Below are 14,289 nucleotides of genomic sequence, written 5' to 3'. Positions count from 1 at the left end.
GGCTTATGCCTAGCTCTTTTTTAATCGTGTGAACAATATTACGGTGTAAATTAAAAGTGAGAAAATAGTAATAAGCGGACCAACCTCGATTATTTTATGATAAAGATGATTTACCCACGAACCATCTCCAAAAAAACCGACTGGTAAGGCATTGGAGGGTTGTTCGTTACCACTAAAACGGACGTAGAGTGGTTTCCATAAGAGTAAGGCAAAAAAGGCTGCGAAAATTCCTTGGAGAATCCTGGCGATAAAAAAAGGTTTAAATCTGATGTCTGTTTGGGCGAGGATGCTTGCAACTTGAGCTTGAATACTAAAGCCGCTAAACGCTAAGATAAAACTAGTAATGATGGCTTGTTGCAAAAGGGTTGCATCTTGAACTTGACTTATTAATTGGCTCCCCATAGTAATTTCAAATAATCCCGAAATAAACGGAATACTTAACATATCTGGGAATGACAAAGACGACATCAGCACTTCAACTGTTTTTGCCAGTATGGCTGTTATATGTAGTAAATAAAGTAATTTGTTAATCACCGAGAACAAAATAATAAAGCCGCCAATCATTAATAAGGTTTGAATCGATGAATTAACGGCATCACCTAAAAGTTTTCCGATGGGCCGATTATCTTTTATTCTAGTTTGATGGAGAACTGAGAGGGCTGATCTTAATTTGAACCTTTTTCTTTCATCTGTAGTCTCAGGTGTCTCTTTTCCATAGAAACGCATGATAATTCCGACACATATATTTCCTAAGTAGTGTGCAGCTGCTAAGAGTAGTCCAATCTTAGGGTTATTAAAGAAGCCAACTGCAACAGCACTGAATATAAATAAGGGATTTGAGGAATTGGTAAAGGAAACAAGCCTTTCCGCTTCTATTTGCGTTAAATGCCCTTCTTGACGTAACCGTGAAGAGAATTTTGCTCCTGCTGGCTGCCCGGAAGCCATCCCCATTGCCCAAACAAACCCGCCTACACCCGGAACTTTAAATAAGGGTCTCATCAGAGGTTCTAACATTACCCCGATAAATTTTACTACCCCAAATCCGATCAACATCTCAGAAACAATAAAAAAAGGCAAAAGGGAAGGAAAGACTATTTCCCACCACATAGTAAGACCGCGAATGGATGCTTCGAATGACTCCCTTGGAAAGGAGATAAGTGACGCAGCTAAAATAGTAACAGAAACGGATAAAATCACCGTTTTGAGTTTTGACAGAACCAATCAAGATACCTCCTTCCAAACGATTGCTCGAATCGTGCAAATCAATAATATCAATGCTAAAATATAAATTAATCTTATGAAAAAATCGATGACCCTTGTCCCCATATACATCAAATATACTCATAGAAACGCAATTTAGACCATAAGATTGAACGAGTTTAGCTTTAATTCTAGACTCTTTTAATGCAACAGTAATGGGAGGTCAGTTGTGATGGAGCACCCAAAAATTGGTTTGGCACTTGGTTCAGGTGGTGCACGGGGGTTTGCTCATTTAGGTGTAATTATGGCATTGAAAGAAGCCGGAATTCCGATCGATTTAATTGCAGGAAGCAGTATGGGGGCACTTGTCGCCAGTTTTTATGGTGCTGGACTTGATTTCGATCGGTTGTATAAATTGTCCACCGCCTTTAAAAGAAAGTATTTCTTAGACTTTACGGTTCCTAAAATGGGGTTTATATCTGGAAAAAAAATTAAAGAGTTTATCAGGGTTTTTACTCATGGGAAAAACATTGAGGATCTTTCACTCCCGGTTGGAATTGTGGCAACAGATTTATTGACAGGGGAAAAAGTTGTTTTTCAAAATGGACCTGTTGCTGAGGCTGTAAGAGCAAGCATCTCCATCCCTGGTATTTTTGTACCAGAAAAATATAATGGGAGAATTTTAGTCGATGGCGGTGTGGCCGATCGAGTCCCGATATCAGTCGCCAGAGACATGGGGGCAGATATCGTTATAGCAGTAGATGTGTCAAGGGTAAAACGAAACGCTGAAATAACAACGATTTACGATGTCATCATGCAAAGTATTGACATTATGCAGACGGAAATTATCAGCTATAGGGAAACAACTGCAGATATCATGATCCGCCCCCCTGTTGAAATGTATAGCTCACGTGCCTTCACTAATACAGAAGAAATCATTAATATTGGCATGGAAGAAACTAAAAAACATATCAAACAGATCCAAACTGTCATCGAAAAGTGGAAGGAGTAACATGAGCAATGCGTAGGAAAATATACACTGGAACAATCATTTTGCTGGCCCTTATCTTAATTGGCGGTATGTATTATTCACTGCCCTTTTATGTTTCAAAGCCGGGGATGGCCAAGAAATTAGAACCAATCATCACTGTAGAGGACGGCTATAAAGAAGAAGGAAACTTTATGCTGACAACCGTAAGAATGGGAAGGGCCAATATTTATTCTTATCTAGAAGCAAAAATGAGGAAGTATGAGGAAATTTATCCCTTGGATATGATCCTGACTGAGAAGGAAACAGAGGATGAATACAACGCCAGACAGCTTCAAATGATGGCAGGCTCGAAGCTGAATGCGACTGAGGTTGCCTATCGAAAAGCTGGACTCCCAGTGAAATACAAATATAAAGGAATCTATGTGATCCAAGTTGTTCCAGGAATGCCTGCAGAAGGAAAACTTCAGGCTGGGGACCGGATATATAAAGTGGATGGTCATAGCTTCCCATCCTCTGAAAAGTTTATTGAATATGTAAGCAAAAAACAAGCTGCAGATAAGATTACCTTAACGTATTTAAGAAATAAGAAAACAAATACTGTTTCGGTTAGTCTGAAGCAATTCAAGGAGGATCCAACCAAAATTGGAATTGGAATTTCACTTGTAGATGACAAATCCATCATTGTTGATCCTAAAGTTAAAGTAAGGACAGATGAAATTGGCGGCCCATCGGCTGGGTTAATGTTTTCTTTAGAAATTTATAACCAGTTAACAAGTGAGGATTTAACCAGAGGATACCAAATTGCCGGAACAGGGACGATTGATGAAGAAGGAAATGTAGGACCAATTGGTGGAATTGAACAAAAGATAGTGGCTGCCGATAAGGCGGGTGCTGAAATATTTTTAGCTCCTAACGAAAAAGGTTCTAAGACATCCAATTATCGAGATGCCTTGAAAACCGCTCGGGATATAAAAACAAAAATGAAAATTGTGCCTGTAGATACATTTGACGAAGCGGTACAATATCTTGAAAAATTACCAGATAAAGAAAAAGGATGATGGGACCATCATCCTTTTTCTATCCATATCGGCTGCTGCGTAAATTCTTGATTCATTAATTCTTTTGCTAAATGATTGGTAATACCAAGGGAATATACACGAGCAGCTTTGAGGTCAAGCAGAATTTCTCTCTCCTGATAAGAGGAAAGCTTCGAAACGAGGGGAAGGGAGAAGTCTTTTTTTCGCTTGTTTAAATACTCTTTGCCTTTACTGGTCATTCCTAAAAGCCTTAAATAAGTGGCTTGATTTGAAGGACCTGCCATTTGCCCTTTTTTCGTATTTGTTAAAATATGAACACATAATCGTTGCAGCCTCGTCCACGTGTATCGCTTTGTTTTAATCTTTTCCATAAACTCATGAAAGCTTCCTGATTTTAAGGCTGCCGCTAATAATCTATTTTCTAATCCCTCTTCAACTTCATAGATATCTCTTAATTCATCCGGACTGCTTGTAAGCAGACGGAATTGCAGGTAATCCCAGTAATTTTCCCATTGATGATAAACCTGGTACTTTGTTCGATAGTCCAATAACAATTGAGTGGTTGGAGCAGGTACATATTGACTAATAGAATTCTGCTCGCCCACCTTCGAAAAGATCGCTTTTCGGATACTTGTTGCACTTGCGATCGTTTCAGAGGCAAAGTGCTCATCGTGATAATCCGCATTTTTTCTTGCTACTGTCATAGGTTTAAGCGAGCTTTTTTGGTTCCTGATTGCTTTTATGTATTCGATTCCTAAGATATTATTTGGTTTCGCTAAATCTAAATAAGAGTTGGAATCGGATAATTGATGATAGGCTAACGATACAGCTTTTGGATAACTTACTCCTGTACCGATAAAACGATGGATATTTTCTTCCAATTGCTGCTTTTGCTCATTAATAAAATCAATGGTCTGCATGAAAGAGGAAAGTTCACCGCTCTCACTACCGAAACAGACGGAATCACAGCCTGCTGCATCTAAAATAGATATGGCACCACCCGCAAAGATTTCCGCTTTTTGGACGGCAAACCTGTAAGGAAGTTCAAAGACAATATCCACACCGTTTAGTAGTGCCATCTTGGTACGATACCATTTTGAGACCAGTGCAGGTTCACCTCTTTGCAGAAAATTCCCGCTCATTACCGCAATCACAACTTCGGCGCCTGTCGCTTCCTTTGAAGCATTTAAGTGGAAGGCATGTCCATTATGAAAAGGATTATACTCGACAATTAAACCAACAGCATTCATATTATTCTCCTTCCTGAAAGAAATGGATCCCACTCCTATATTGGAATCTTTATTTTTTTAACATTATAGCAAAATTTTAAGGAAACCAATCAAATAATATGATAAGATGTTCTAGATGTTTGTAAAGGACACATCTGGATACACTAGTAATGGAAATCTTTTTACCGTCAATTTATCTTTGCAGAAAAAATCACCATATTAGGTGTAAAGAAAAAACATTGACAAAAATATTATCGAAGGCTATAATTACCTTTGTTGCCTTGGGGTGATTCAATTGAAATGGACATTAAATCAATTACAAAAATATCGAAACAAGGATTTTATCATTGATGAGATCATTCGTGTGGATGAGATTAAACAAGTTGATCCCACGATTCGGGAAGTTTCTCCGATGCATATCACTGGTCGGGGAGATATTGATTCAACGAAAGTGACTTTTCATTTAAAAATAGAAGGTCATTTGATTCTTCCTTGTTCTCGTACTTTAGTGGATGTGAAACTTCCGATTAATGTCGACACAACTGAAACTTTCCTCTTACAAGGATCAGTCTATGAAACTGAAGAGGAAACATATCAAGTAAAGGGTGACTTGATTGACCTTATGCCAATCATTAGAGAAATTCTTTTACTTGAGGTTCCAATGCAAGTATTTTGTGAGGATGTCGATTCTGAAGAAGCTGCGCCGCAATCCGGCAAGGATTGGGAAGTTGTTACTGAAGAAGATCAATCTAAAAAGATTGATCCGCGACTAGCAGGACTTGCAAAGTTTTTTGACGAAAACAAATCTTCTTCCGAATCATAATCGGCAAAATCTAAGAAGCAAAGTGAAGAACCAGCATTCCTGGCCTTCATTACTTTCTTAATACTCTTTAAGGAGGTGGGAAGAATGGCTGTACCTTTTAGAAGAACTTCTAAAACTGCAAAAAGAAAACGTCGTACTCATTTTAAATTAAACGTACCTGGTATGGTAAGTTGCCCAAACTGTGGTGAAATGAAACTTGCACACCGCGTATGTAAAGCTTGCGGAACATACAAAGGAAAAGACGTTGTGAACGACTAATTTCCGTTATGATATAAAGCACAAGGAGCTATATGCCCTTGTGCTTTTGTCGTTTATAATCAACTATACATACATCCTATAATGAAAAGTATCAACTATATGCAAAGGGGACACAGAAAGGCTTTGTCATACACTATTGTAAAATCGAAAAAGGGTTATCTGGTATTTACGATTTCAAGAAGTGAAAAAAGAAATGCGATTAATTATGAAGTAATGGAAGGCCTGGCCGCGGCGATAAAAAGGGCGGCAGATCCGGAAATAAAGGCACTTATCATAACTGGGGCGGGCGAGAAAGCCTTTTGTTCGGGGGGAGATCTATCCGTTTTTCATGCCCTCCATACAAAGGAAGAAGCATATCCTATGCTATCTAAAATGGCCGATATCCTATTTAAGCTGGTTACTATACCGATTCCTACGATAGCTCTTTTGAACGGAATAGCGATTGGCGGCGGTTGTGAACTAGCAGCAGCGTGTGATTTTCGTTTGGCAAGGAAAGGGATAAAAGCTGGGTTTGTTCAAGGAAAACAAGCAATCACTACAGGCTGGGGCGGGGGTTCCATCCTAGCGGAAAAAATGTCTTTCCCTGGTGCGATGAAGCTATTGATGGAAGCAGAGCTGCAAACAGCGGAACAATTAAAAGAGGCTGGATTTATTAACGCCCTCTATGAGAGCAGCCCGCTTCAAGCAGGTGAAGAATTTATGGATAAAATACTAGGGACTGATTTGAATGTCCTCCAATCCTATAAAAGAATATGGACTCGAAAGTGGGAAGAAACTAAACTTCGAGAAAGAATAGAGGAGGAAGTCCGAAATTGTTCCATCCTTTGGGAAAGTGATGCCCATATTCAATATGTAAAGAAGTTTATAAGTAAAAAAACTGTGAATAAAGATTAAAAGACAACTTCTGATTAAGTCTATCTTTTCTAGTAGATGCATATGTATTATAAAAACACTAGGAGGGATGAACAAATGTCACCAACTCGACAAGATGCATGGTCCCAAGATGAGGATTTGTTACTTGCTGAAGTGGTTTTAAGGCATATCCGTGAAGGCGGAACACAACTCCAGGCATTTGAGGAAGTTGGCAAACAATTAACACGTACCTCGGCAGCATGTGGGTTTCGTTGGAATTCATATGTAAGAAAGCAATATAAAACGGGTATCGAACTTGCGAAGAAACAACGCAAAGAATTAAAGAAACAAGATGTTCTTAGTGACGAATCGAACCAAAATGAGCTGGTGGCTGTAGAAACTATACAGTCGTCTTCTTCTTCAGAAGAGCAAGTCAGCAAGGTTACATTTCCTGCGGTAATTCATTTTTTAGAGGGCCTTCACAAGCGGGCAGAAGCCTCTTCTGGTTTCGAAGAAGAGAGGGAAAAATCGGTCGAAAAAATCAAAGAGTTAGAAAAGAAGACTTACTATTTAGCGGCTGAGAATGAAAGATTGTCAAAAAATCTAAAAGCCATTGAAGAGGATTACCGTTCTTTAATCGAGATCATGGAGAGAGCACGAAAAATGGTTGTCTTGCAGGATGAGGACCGCCAGCAAAAGGTGAAATTCCAGATGGATAAAAACGGTAACCTTGAAAGGGTGGAAAAATAAGAAAAAGCGGACTTTACGTCCGCTTTTTCCTATTTTTAGGTTATTTACTTATTTTTGATGTTGCTGCGCTTCGACCCCGTCAGGATACCAAACAAGAGGATTTTCGCCGCGGTCGCGCTCCATTTCATATTCTACATTGGCAAAGCCCAACTTTTCAAAAAAACCACTAGATTGTACTCTTGGATTTGTCTTAATAGGCAGACCAAAACTTTTAGCAAATTCAACTAAAGCTTTACCAAATCCTTTTCCTTGATAATCAGGTAAAACTTCAAGTTTCCACAATTCTAGGTAATTTTGTGCTGGAAAGAAATAACGGTCAAATTTTTCATCGATTTGATATAAGCTCATTCTTGCTACTAGTTTGTCCCCGAAATAGACTCCGTAAAAAGGGGATTCACTATTATTATCTATCATATTTGCTTCTAAATCTTCAAGCATTGATAATTCCTGAAGGCCGTATTCTTTAAACTTTTTAAACTCTTCCAATGTTTTAAAATTAATTTTTAGTTTCTCCACTTTGTACACCATAACCTGCCTCCTAAATGTTGAGATCATATTCTTGTATATATTTATATGCTCTTGAATAACATGAAGAGAATTAATATTTGCATTATTCAAAATCGATTATTATCATTATATAACAAATAGATAAAAAATTCTCCAAATAAGTTGAGAAAGCGTTTACAAATTTTGCAGGAAATTTGTTAATTGTGTAGAAACATTTAGTGAAGGCGTTAAAAGGGAATGAAAGGGGAAGAAAAGTGCAAAAAATTTTAATTGCCAATCGAGGAGAAATTGCCCTTAGGATTATTAAGACCTGTCAGATGATGGGGATTGAAACGATTGCTATTTATTCCGAAGCTGATAAGGATATGCCTTTTGTAAAAGAAGCAACTAAGGCGATATGTGTCGGAGAAGCACATGTTAGCAAGTCTTATTTGCGAGTTGAGAAGATCTTGGAAATCGCCCGGAACGAAAAGGTGGATGCGATACACCCTGGATATGGTTTTCTATCAGAAAACGCTGCTTTTGCAGAGCAGACCATAAGGGCAGGAATGATCTTTATAGGACCCGATCCTAAAACAATTGAGTTAATGGGGGATAAAATTGCTTCCCGTCAAACAATGGTGAATGCAGGTGTCCCGGTTGTACCGGGAAGCAGCCGTGGATTGAAAACGATTGAAGAGGCATGCAGTCTAGCAGGGACCATTGGTTACCCGATTATGCTTAAGGCAAGTGGCGGCGGGGGAGGAATTGGTATGGTCCTCTGTGAAAATGAGCAAGCGCTCGTTAAGTCGTATGAATCTACAAAGAAGAGAGCGATGACTTATTTTGGATCTGATGAAGTATTTATTGAAAAATATATTACAGAGAGCAGACACATTGAAGTTCAAGTTTTTGGGGATAAATTCGGAAACATTATCCATTTATATGAAAGGGATTGTTCCATTCAAAGAAGACATCAAAAGGTGGTTGAAGAATCACCGTCGCCCTTTTTATCTGACCGTGTGAAGCGAAAGATGTTTGACACAGCGATTAAAGCGGCCCGAGCCGTTAACTATACAAACGCAGGAACAGTAGAGTTTATTGTTGATCAAGCAGAAAACTTTTATTTCCTTGAAATGAACACACGCTTACAGGTTGAGCACCCGGTAACGGAAATGATAACAGGGCTTGATTTAGTGAAGTGGCAAATCCTGGTTGCTTGCGGTGAAAAGCTCCCGTTACAACAAGCTGAAATTGCCTCGAACGGTCATGCGGTTGAATTTCGTCTGTATGCAGAAGATCCTGTCCGTTTTCTACCTTCTCCAGGAAAAATTACCACACTTCAATGGAATGAAGGAGGAGGGGGCAGGATTGATGCCGGTTATGTTGAAGGTGGGACAGTAACTCCCTTTTATGACCCTTTGATTGCCAAATGCATTTTTTACGGGGAATCACGACAGAAAGCATTAGCTGCTGCCAAACGCTTCTTTAAAGACATAAAAATTGAGGGCATTAAAACAAATGTGCCGCTTTTTTTAACTATTCTAGAATCTGACTCTTTCCAAAAGGGAGAGTATACCACCAATTTTTTAAATAAAAACCATGTGAAATAAGGGGGAAAATTCAAATGAAGGAAATCACGGCATCAATGGCGGGGACGGTCCTCAACATTTTCGTCGCAGCGGGGGCTCAAGTAAATCCTGGTCAGGAAGTTGTCATGTTAGAATCGATGAAAATGGAAATTCCAATCGAAAGCGGCATAGAGGGAGTTGTCCGAGAAGTAAAGGTAAATAGCGGGGATTTTGTAAACGAAGGCGATGTCTTGCTGGTACTAGAATAGCATTTTTAGAAAAAGGGGGAGCACGGGTGGCGACTATTAATACGTTAGTTGATCAATTAAACGATAATCGTAAAAGGATCGAAGCCGGCGGCCAGCCTAAATATCATGAAAAGGCTAAGGAGCAGCATAAACTTTTTGTACGTGAGCGGTTATCAATATTATTTGATGAGGGTAAATATGAAGAGGATGGTAAATTTGCTAATTTCCAAGCAGGTGACCTGCCTGCTGATGGTGTTGTAACAGCTATTGGCAAAATTAATGGCCAGACGGTCTGTGTGATGGCAAATGACTCGACCATCAAAGCGGGTTCGTGGGGAGCACGTACGGTAGAGAAAATCATCCGAATACAAGAAACAGCTGAAAAATTAAAGGTTCCGTTATTTTATCTGGTTGATTCAGCGGGGGCAAGAATCACCGATCAAGTCGAGATGTTTCCAAATCGGCGCGGTGCCGGAAAAATCTTTTATAATCAAGTAAAGCTTTCTGGCATGATTCCACAGGTATGTATTTTATTTGGCCCTTCTGCCGCTGGTGGAGCCTACATTCCGGCCTTCTGCGACATTGTCATCATGGTCGACCAAAATGCTTCTATGTATTTAGGTTCGCCAAGGATGGCAGAGAAGGTCATTGGGGAAAAAGTAACGCTCGAGGAAATGGGCGGTGCCCGGATGCATTGTACAGTCTCGGGCTGTGGGGATATACTCGCATATAGTGAGGAAGAAGCAATTGACTCTGCCAAAAAATATATCAGCTTTTTTCCAGCCAGCTTTAAAGAAATGACTAAAAAGATGGCTGGAATCCAAGCAAAACAAGGCCGAGAATTAGAAGCGATTATTCCGGAAAACCAAAATGCGCCGTTTGATATGTTGGAATGTATCGAACGATTAGTTGATAATAGTAGTTTTTATGAAATCAAGAAGTTATTTGCGCCGGAAATTATTACTGGTTTAGCTCGCATCGATGGCAGGGCCGTAGGGATAATCGCCAATCAGCCAAAGGTAAAGGGCGGCGTGTTATTTGTAGATTCAGCGGATAAAGCAGCGAAGTTCATCCAGCTCTGTGATGCTTTTCATATTCCATTATTGTTTTTAGCGGATGTTCCTGGCTTTATGATTGGAACAAAAGTGGAACGAGCCGGGATTATCCGTCATGGCGCAAAATTAATTGCCGCTATGAGTTCGGCCACTGTACCAAAAATTTCTGTTATTGTTAGAAAGGCATATGGGGCAGGGCTTTATGCAATGGCAGGTCCCGCCTTTGAGCCTGACTGCTGCATTGCTTTACCCACTGCCCAAATAGCGGTCATGGGTCCTGAAGCGGCCGTAAATGCTGTTTACTCTAATAAAATCAATGAAATAGCCGATCCAAAGGAAAGGATTGCATTTGTCCAAGAAAAGCATAAAGAGTATAAAGAGCATATTGATATTTATAAATTAGCTTCTGAATTAATTGTCGATGAAATCGTCGCACCTTCCGAACTAAGAGAGGTCCTGATTCAGCGGTTTGCTTACTATGAAACGAAAGAGATTACCTTTAGTGTCAGAAAACACCCTGTTTATCCTGTATAAATGATAAAACCTTTTCGATATTTATGCGAAAAGGTTTTTTTGTATCTACTAACAAATGGCATCATCTGATAGAATATTAGCAAGCAGTATCATAAGGCGGATCTTTAAAAAAGAGGGGTATACTTCCATGAGGGTAGGGGTTATTGGAGCGGGTTCGATTGGATTATTATTTGCTGCCTACATTAGCCAAGTATTTGATGTAACTGTTTATACAAGGTCACAGGAACAAGCAAATGAAATAGATTTACATGGAATCGTATTGCTTAACGGGAAGGACCGAATAGTGGCCAAAGTTAAGGCGTTGCCGGTAACGGCCTGGCAGGGAACAGAAGAGTTAACGATTATAGCGGTAAAACAATATCAGCTATTGTCAGTCATAGAAAGAGTAAAGCAAACACCGACAATGCCCAAAAACATTTTATTTTTACAAAATGGGATGGGGCACTTAAAACTGCTTAACGAACTTCAGGGTGATAATTTGTTTGTCGGCTCGGTGGAGCACGGGGCCCTGCGAGAGAATCCTTACACGGTCAGACACAATGGCGTAAGTACGACTAATGTAGCGGTTTATAAAGGGGATTCAGAGTTCCTCCAATGGTTTACGGGTGTCGTTTCGATTGTGTTTCCGATGACTTTTCAAGCCGAATATTTTGCCATGCTGGAAAAGAAATTAATTGCCAATGCCATGATTAATCCATTAACGGCGATCCTTCAAGTGAAAAATGGGGTACTAGTTGATAATCCATTCTATTATAAAATATTACAAAATCTCTTTAGTGAAATTACCGACATATTAACTCTACAACATCCGGAAGAATATTGGGGGCAAGTGATTAAAATTTGTCAAAAAACAGCGGATAATCGTTCGTCTATGTTAAAAGATATGGAAGCTAACCGACAGACAGAGGTGGACGCCATTTTAGGCTATTTACTTGAAGAAGCCAACCGCAAAAGGAAAAAATCTCCTCAACTAGAAACGCTTTATTATCTAATTAAAGGAAAAGAGAGCCAAGGGGAGGTTATAGCATGAGCACGATTTTTTCGTCTGTTCTAACCGTGTTCTTTGCGATACCGATTTTAGGAACTATACTTGTCTATACTATAATAAAGCTATTATTAAAAAACACAAAAACTGCGCTCCATAAGGCTCTTGATTATACAACTATTTTATATATTATTTCAGTTCATTTTTTAATTGTCACTCTATGGGGAAAATCATTTTTTTGGTTAATAATACTAGTAATGCTGTTAATCGCAATGGTGTTTGTATTTGTGCATTGGAAGATTAAGGAGGAAATCATTGTCAAACGAGTATGGAAAGGTTTTTGGCGTTTTAACTTTATCTTATTTTTTTTCGCCTATTTTGTCCTTACCTTTTATGGTTTAGTTTCCCGAGCCATTACCTTTAGTTTTTCATCGTAAATTAGAGCAAAATTTTTCTTTAAATAGGGCGGATAATGGTATACTCGTTTAAGAATGAATCACGGTAACAGAAAGGAAGTACATGAATGGAGATTTTAAATCTCTCTTTGCCGGCAACGAATCGATTTGCATCGAATTATTTGGAACAATCTATTGAGATTCAGCCTTTTTTTCATTATCGCTATAATGACTTACAAGAAGATAGGAGAAGAATAGCTGAATTAAACGATAGACCGTTTCCACGCATCGAGGTTGCTCAGCATATCGAGAGCTTTATGAAGAGTTTTCCCACTTCAGAAGCGGTAAAGAATTCAATTAATAAACTTAAACAACCGGATAGTCTTGTTGTAATTGGCGGTCAGCAGGCTGGAATCCTTACAGGACCACTCTATTCTATACATAAAGTTATTTCTATTATCAAGCTGGCAGAACAAAAAGAAAGACAGCTTGGTGTACCAGTTATTCCCGTTTTCTGGATTGCAGGAGAGGATCATGATTTTCAAGAAGTTAATCATGTCTATGTCCAATCTAAGCAGAAGGCAGATAAATGGGTATATCCTGAAAAGGTACTTCAAAAGAAAATGGTATCTGATATTATGTTGGATAAAGATATTTGTCTGTCATGGGTTCAGAATTTAATAAAAAATTTTGGTGAAACTGAACATACCAATGGATTGTTAGCATTTGCGGAAGAGCAAATAGCAAAATCAACTAATTTCGTTGATTTCTTTGCAAATCTTATTATGGAACTGTTTAAGGATTATGGACTGCTCATTGTTGACTCTGGTAACAAGGAATTCCGTCAACTGCAAAAGGGGTTTTTTAACCAGCAGATTGAACATCACGACGTGATCACCTTCTCTTTATTAGAGCAGCAAAAGCAAATTGAAAAGAAGGGTTTTCCAAATGCTATTGATGCATCTGAGAATGCGGCCAATCTCTTCTACTATAATCAGAGGTTAAATGAGAGGATACTACTGGAGTTTGATCGTACTAACGATTGCTTTGTGGGTAAAAGTGGGGCAATTTCTTTTTCAAAAGAGGAATTACTTTCATTAGCCAACGAAGATCCTGCTGTTTTAAGCAATAATGTGGTAACACGTCCCTTAATGCAAGAATGGCTTTTCCCGACAATCGCCTTTATTGCTGGTCCGGGGGAAATCGCTTACTGGGCGGAACTAAAACTTGTGTTTGAGCATTTTCATATAAAAATGCCGCCGATTGTCCCACGTTTAAATATAACCTTCTTAGATCGGTCAGTAGAAACCGATTTAGCCGACTTAAACCTGAATCTGAGTGAAGTGTTAAGCAATGGTACAAAGCGGGAAAAAGAAAGGTTCTTAGAAACCATAAAAGACCAAGAGCTGGAACAGTTATTTACAAGTACAATTGAACAGTTATTGAAGCAGTACAAACTAATCGAAATGAAAACTGAGCAGTTAGACCGTGGTCTTTTGCCAATGCTCAAGAAAAATGAAAATTATTTGTTGAAAGAAATTGGCTTCATGCAATCGAAACTTGAAGAGTCCGTAAAGCTAAGACACGATAATCTCTTAAATAAATATGCACGTGTGGATCTTGCTTTACGCCCAGATGGTTCCCCGCAGGAGCGGGTTTGGAATATCTTTTATTATTTAAACCAGTATGGTCCACACTTTATAGCTGATATTATGACTTGCAGCTACGAATTTGATGGCAGGCATAAAGTCATAAAACTATAGATGAAACTCCACCTTTAGCGGTGGAGTTTTTCTTTTTTTTTCTAAAAAAACACGGCTAAAAAAGGATTTTTTTTAAAGTGGGGCGAATAGTTAAAAAATAGGTGGTGGAAAG

The 14,289-nt window shown here is 38.9% G+C and carries 15 protein-coding genes; 12 read left to right on the top strand and 3 right to left on the bottom strand.

The annotated features are described in order from the left end of the window. Positions 1 to 9: 9 nt before the first annotated feature. Positions 10 to 1,221 (bottom strand): sporulation integral membrane protein YlbJ, encoded by a 1,212-nt coding sequence (gene ylbJ / locus ACZ9EE_RS08195; RefSeq protein ID WP_476026134.1) that lies wholly within the window; start codon positions 1,219 to 1,221, stop codon positions 10 to 12. Positions 1,222 to 1,432: 211 nt separating this feature from the next. Here ylbJ and ACZ9EE_RS08190 point away from each other — a divergent pair, with 211 nt between their 5' ends. Beyond that, positions 1,433 to 2,212 carry a patatin-like phospholipase family protein gene (locus ACZ9EE_RS08190; protein WP_476026133.1) on the top strand — a complete coding sequence of 260 codons (780 nt, stop codon included), beginning with the start codon at positions 1,433 to 1,435 and terminating at the stop codon, positions 2,210 to 2,212. Between the two features lie 8 nt (positions 2,213 to 2,220). Further along, on the top strand, positions 2,221 to 3,249 hold the full coding sequence (locus ACZ9EE_RS08185) for a SepM family pheromone-processing serine protease (RefSeq protein ID WP_476026132.1): 1,029 nt from the start codon (positions 2,221 to 2,223) through the stop codon (positions 3,247 to 3,249). 8 nt (positions 3,250 to 3,257) lie between these two features. Here the strand turns inward: ACZ9EE_RS08185 and ACZ9EE_RS08180 are convergent, their stop codons facing one another. Continuing rightward, on the bottom strand, positions 3,258 to 4,478 hold the full coding sequence (locus tag ACZ9EE_RS08180) for a nucleotidyltransferase (RefSeq protein ID WP_476026131.1): 1,221 nt from the start codon (positions 4,476 to 4,478) through the stop codon (positions 3,258 to 3,260). 274 nt (positions 4,479 to 4,752) lie between these two features. Here ACZ9EE_RS08180 and ACZ9EE_RS08175 point away from each other — a divergent pair, with 274 nt between their 5' ends. The 4 genes from ACZ9EE_RS08175 (at position 4,753) to ACZ9EE_RS08160 (ending at position 7,140) form a co-directional block, all read left to right on the top strand. Then, positions 4,753 to 5,280, top strand: coding sequence for a YceD family protein (locus ACZ9EE_RS08175; protein WP_476026130.1), 528 nt, complete (start codon positions 4,753 to 4,755; stop codon positions 5,278 to 5,280). Positions 5,281 to 5,364: 84 nt separating this feature from the next. Continuing rightward, positions 5,365 to 5,538: a 50S ribosomal protein L32 gene (gene rpmF / locus ACZ9EE_RS08170; protein WP_024029176.1), complete on the top strand. Its 174-nt coding sequence runs from the start codon at positions 5,365 to 5,367 to the stop codon at positions 5,536 to 5,538. 123 nt (positions 5,539 to 5,661) lie between these two features. After that, positions 5,662 to 6,432, top strand: coding sequence for an enoyl-CoA hydratase/isomerase family protein (locus ACZ9EE_RS08165; protein ID WP_476026129.1), 771 nt, complete (start codon positions 5,662 to 5,664; stop codon positions 6,430 to 6,432). A gap of 75 nt (positions 6,433 to 6,507) precedes the next feature. Next, entirely contained in the window at positions 6,508 to 7,140 is a 633-nt protein-coding gene (locus ACZ9EE_RS08160; RefSeq protein ID WP_476026128.1) for an RsfA family transcriptional regulator, read from the top strand. Positions 7,141 to 7,188: 48 nt separating this feature from the next. On the opposite strand, the gene ACZ9EE_RS08155 is transcribed toward ACZ9EE_RS08160, so the two are convergent. Then, positions 7,189 to 7,668, bottom strand: a complete 480-nt coding sequence (locus ACZ9EE_RS08155) for an N-acetyltransferase (protein ID WP_476026127.1) — start codon at positions 7,666 to 7,668, stop codon at positions 7,189 to 7,191. A 233-nt stretch (positions 7,669 to 7,901) separates the two neighbouring features. Here ACZ9EE_RS08155 and ACZ9EE_RS08150 point away from each other — a divergent pair, with 233 nt between their 5' ends. The 6 genes from ACZ9EE_RS08150 (at position 7,902) to bshC (ending at position 14,177) form a co-directional block, all read left to right on the top strand. Then, positions 7,902 to 9,239, top strand: a complete 1,338-nt coding sequence (locus tag ACZ9EE_RS08150; protein WP_476026126.1) for an acetyl-CoA carboxylase biotin carboxylase subunit — start codon at positions 7,902 to 7,904, stop codon at positions 9,237 to 9,239. A 14-nt stretch (positions 9,240 to 9,253) separates the two neighbouring features. After that, positions 9,254 to 9,466, top strand: a complete 213-nt coding sequence (locus tag ACZ9EE_RS08145) for an acetyl-CoA carboxylase biotin carboxyl carrier protein subunit (protein WP_335497786.1) — start codon at positions 9,254 to 9,256, stop codon at positions 9,464 to 9,466. A gap of 26 nt (positions 9,467 to 9,492) precedes the next feature. Then, positions 9,493 to 11,034, top strand: a complete 1,542-nt coding sequence (locus tag ACZ9EE_RS08140; protein ID WP_476026125.1) for an acyl-CoA carboxylase subunit beta — start codon at positions 9,493 to 9,495, stop codon at positions 11,032 to 11,034. A gap of 127 nt (positions 11,035 to 11,161) precedes the next feature. Beyond that, positions 11,162 to 12,064 carry a 2-dehydropantoate 2-reductase gene (locus tag ACZ9EE_RS08135; RefSeq protein WP_476026124.1) on the top strand — a complete coding sequence of 301 codons (903 nt, stop codon included), beginning with the start codon at positions 11,162 to 11,164 and terminating at the stop codon, positions 12,062 to 12,064. After that, the gene (locus tag ACZ9EE_RS08130; RefSeq protein ID WP_476026123.1) at positions 12,061 to 12,456 is read left to right on the top strand and encodes a DUF3397 domain-containing protein; all 396 of its coding nucleotides are present in this window, start codon (positions 12,061 to 12,063) and stop codon (positions 12,454 to 12,456) included. The genes ACZ9EE_RS08135 and ACZ9EE_RS08130 overlap by 4 nt, the downstream gene beginning before the upstream one ends. Before the next feature lie 86 nt (positions 12,457 to 12,542). After that, the gene (gene bshC / locus ACZ9EE_RS08125; protein WP_476026122.1) at positions 12,543 to 14,177 is read left to right on the top strand and encodes a bacillithiol biosynthesis cysteine-adding enzyme BshC; all 1,635 of its coding nucleotides are present in this window, start codon (positions 12,543 to 12,545) and stop codon (positions 14,175 to 14,177) included. Positions 14,178 to 14,289: the final 112 nt, after the last annotated feature.

Source organism: Bacillus sp. URHA0034 (assembly GCF_056280405.1).
The sequence above is the reverse complement of the archived record's forward strand: the minus strand, read 5'-3'. Positions and strand labels throughout refer to the sequence as shown.

Excerpts from the sequence above, each read along its gene's own strand:
- bshC (WP_476026122.1), top strand. The coding sequence starts at position 12,543 with ATGGAGATTTTAAATCTCTCTTTGCCGGCAACGAATCGATTTGCATCG.
- ACZ9EE_RS08145 (WP_335497786.1), top strand. The coding sequence starts at position 9,254 with ATGAAGGAAATCACGGCATCAATGGCGGGGACGGTCCTCAACATTTTC.
- ACZ9EE_RS08180 (WP_476026131.1), bottom strand. The coding sequence starts at position 4,478 with ATGAATGCTGTTGGTTTAATTGTCGAGTATAATCCTTTTCATAATGGA.
- ACZ9EE_RS08130 (WP_476026123.1), top strand. The coding sequence starts at position 12,061 with ATGAGCACGATTTTTTCGTCTGTTCTAACCGTGTTCTTTGCGATACCG.
- rpmF (WP_024029176.1), top strand. The coding sequence starts at position 5,365 with ATGGCTGTACCTTTTAGAAGAACTTCTAAAACTGCAAAAAGAAAACGT.
- ACZ9EE_RS08190 (WP_476026133.1), top strand. The coding sequence starts at position 1,433 with ATGGAGCACCCAAAAATTGGTTTGGCACTTGGTTCAGGTGGTGCACGG.
- ACZ9EE_RS08155 (WP_476026127.1), bottom strand. The coding sequence starts at position 7,668 with ATGGTGTACAAAGTGGAGAAACTAAAAATTAATTTTAAAACATTGGAA.
- ACZ9EE_RS08185 (WP_476026132.1), top strand. The coding sequence starts at position 2,221 with ATGCGTAGGAAAATATACACTGGAACAATCATTTTGCTGGCCCTTATC.
- ACZ9EE_RS08135 (WP_476026124.1), top strand. The coding sequence starts at position 11,162 with ATGAGGGTAGGGGTTATTGGAGCGGGTTCGATTGGATTATTATTTGCT.
- ACZ9EE_RS08160 (WP_476026128.1), top strand. The coding sequence starts at position 6,508 with ATGTCACCAACTCGACAAGATGCATGGTCCCAAGATGAGGATTTGTTA.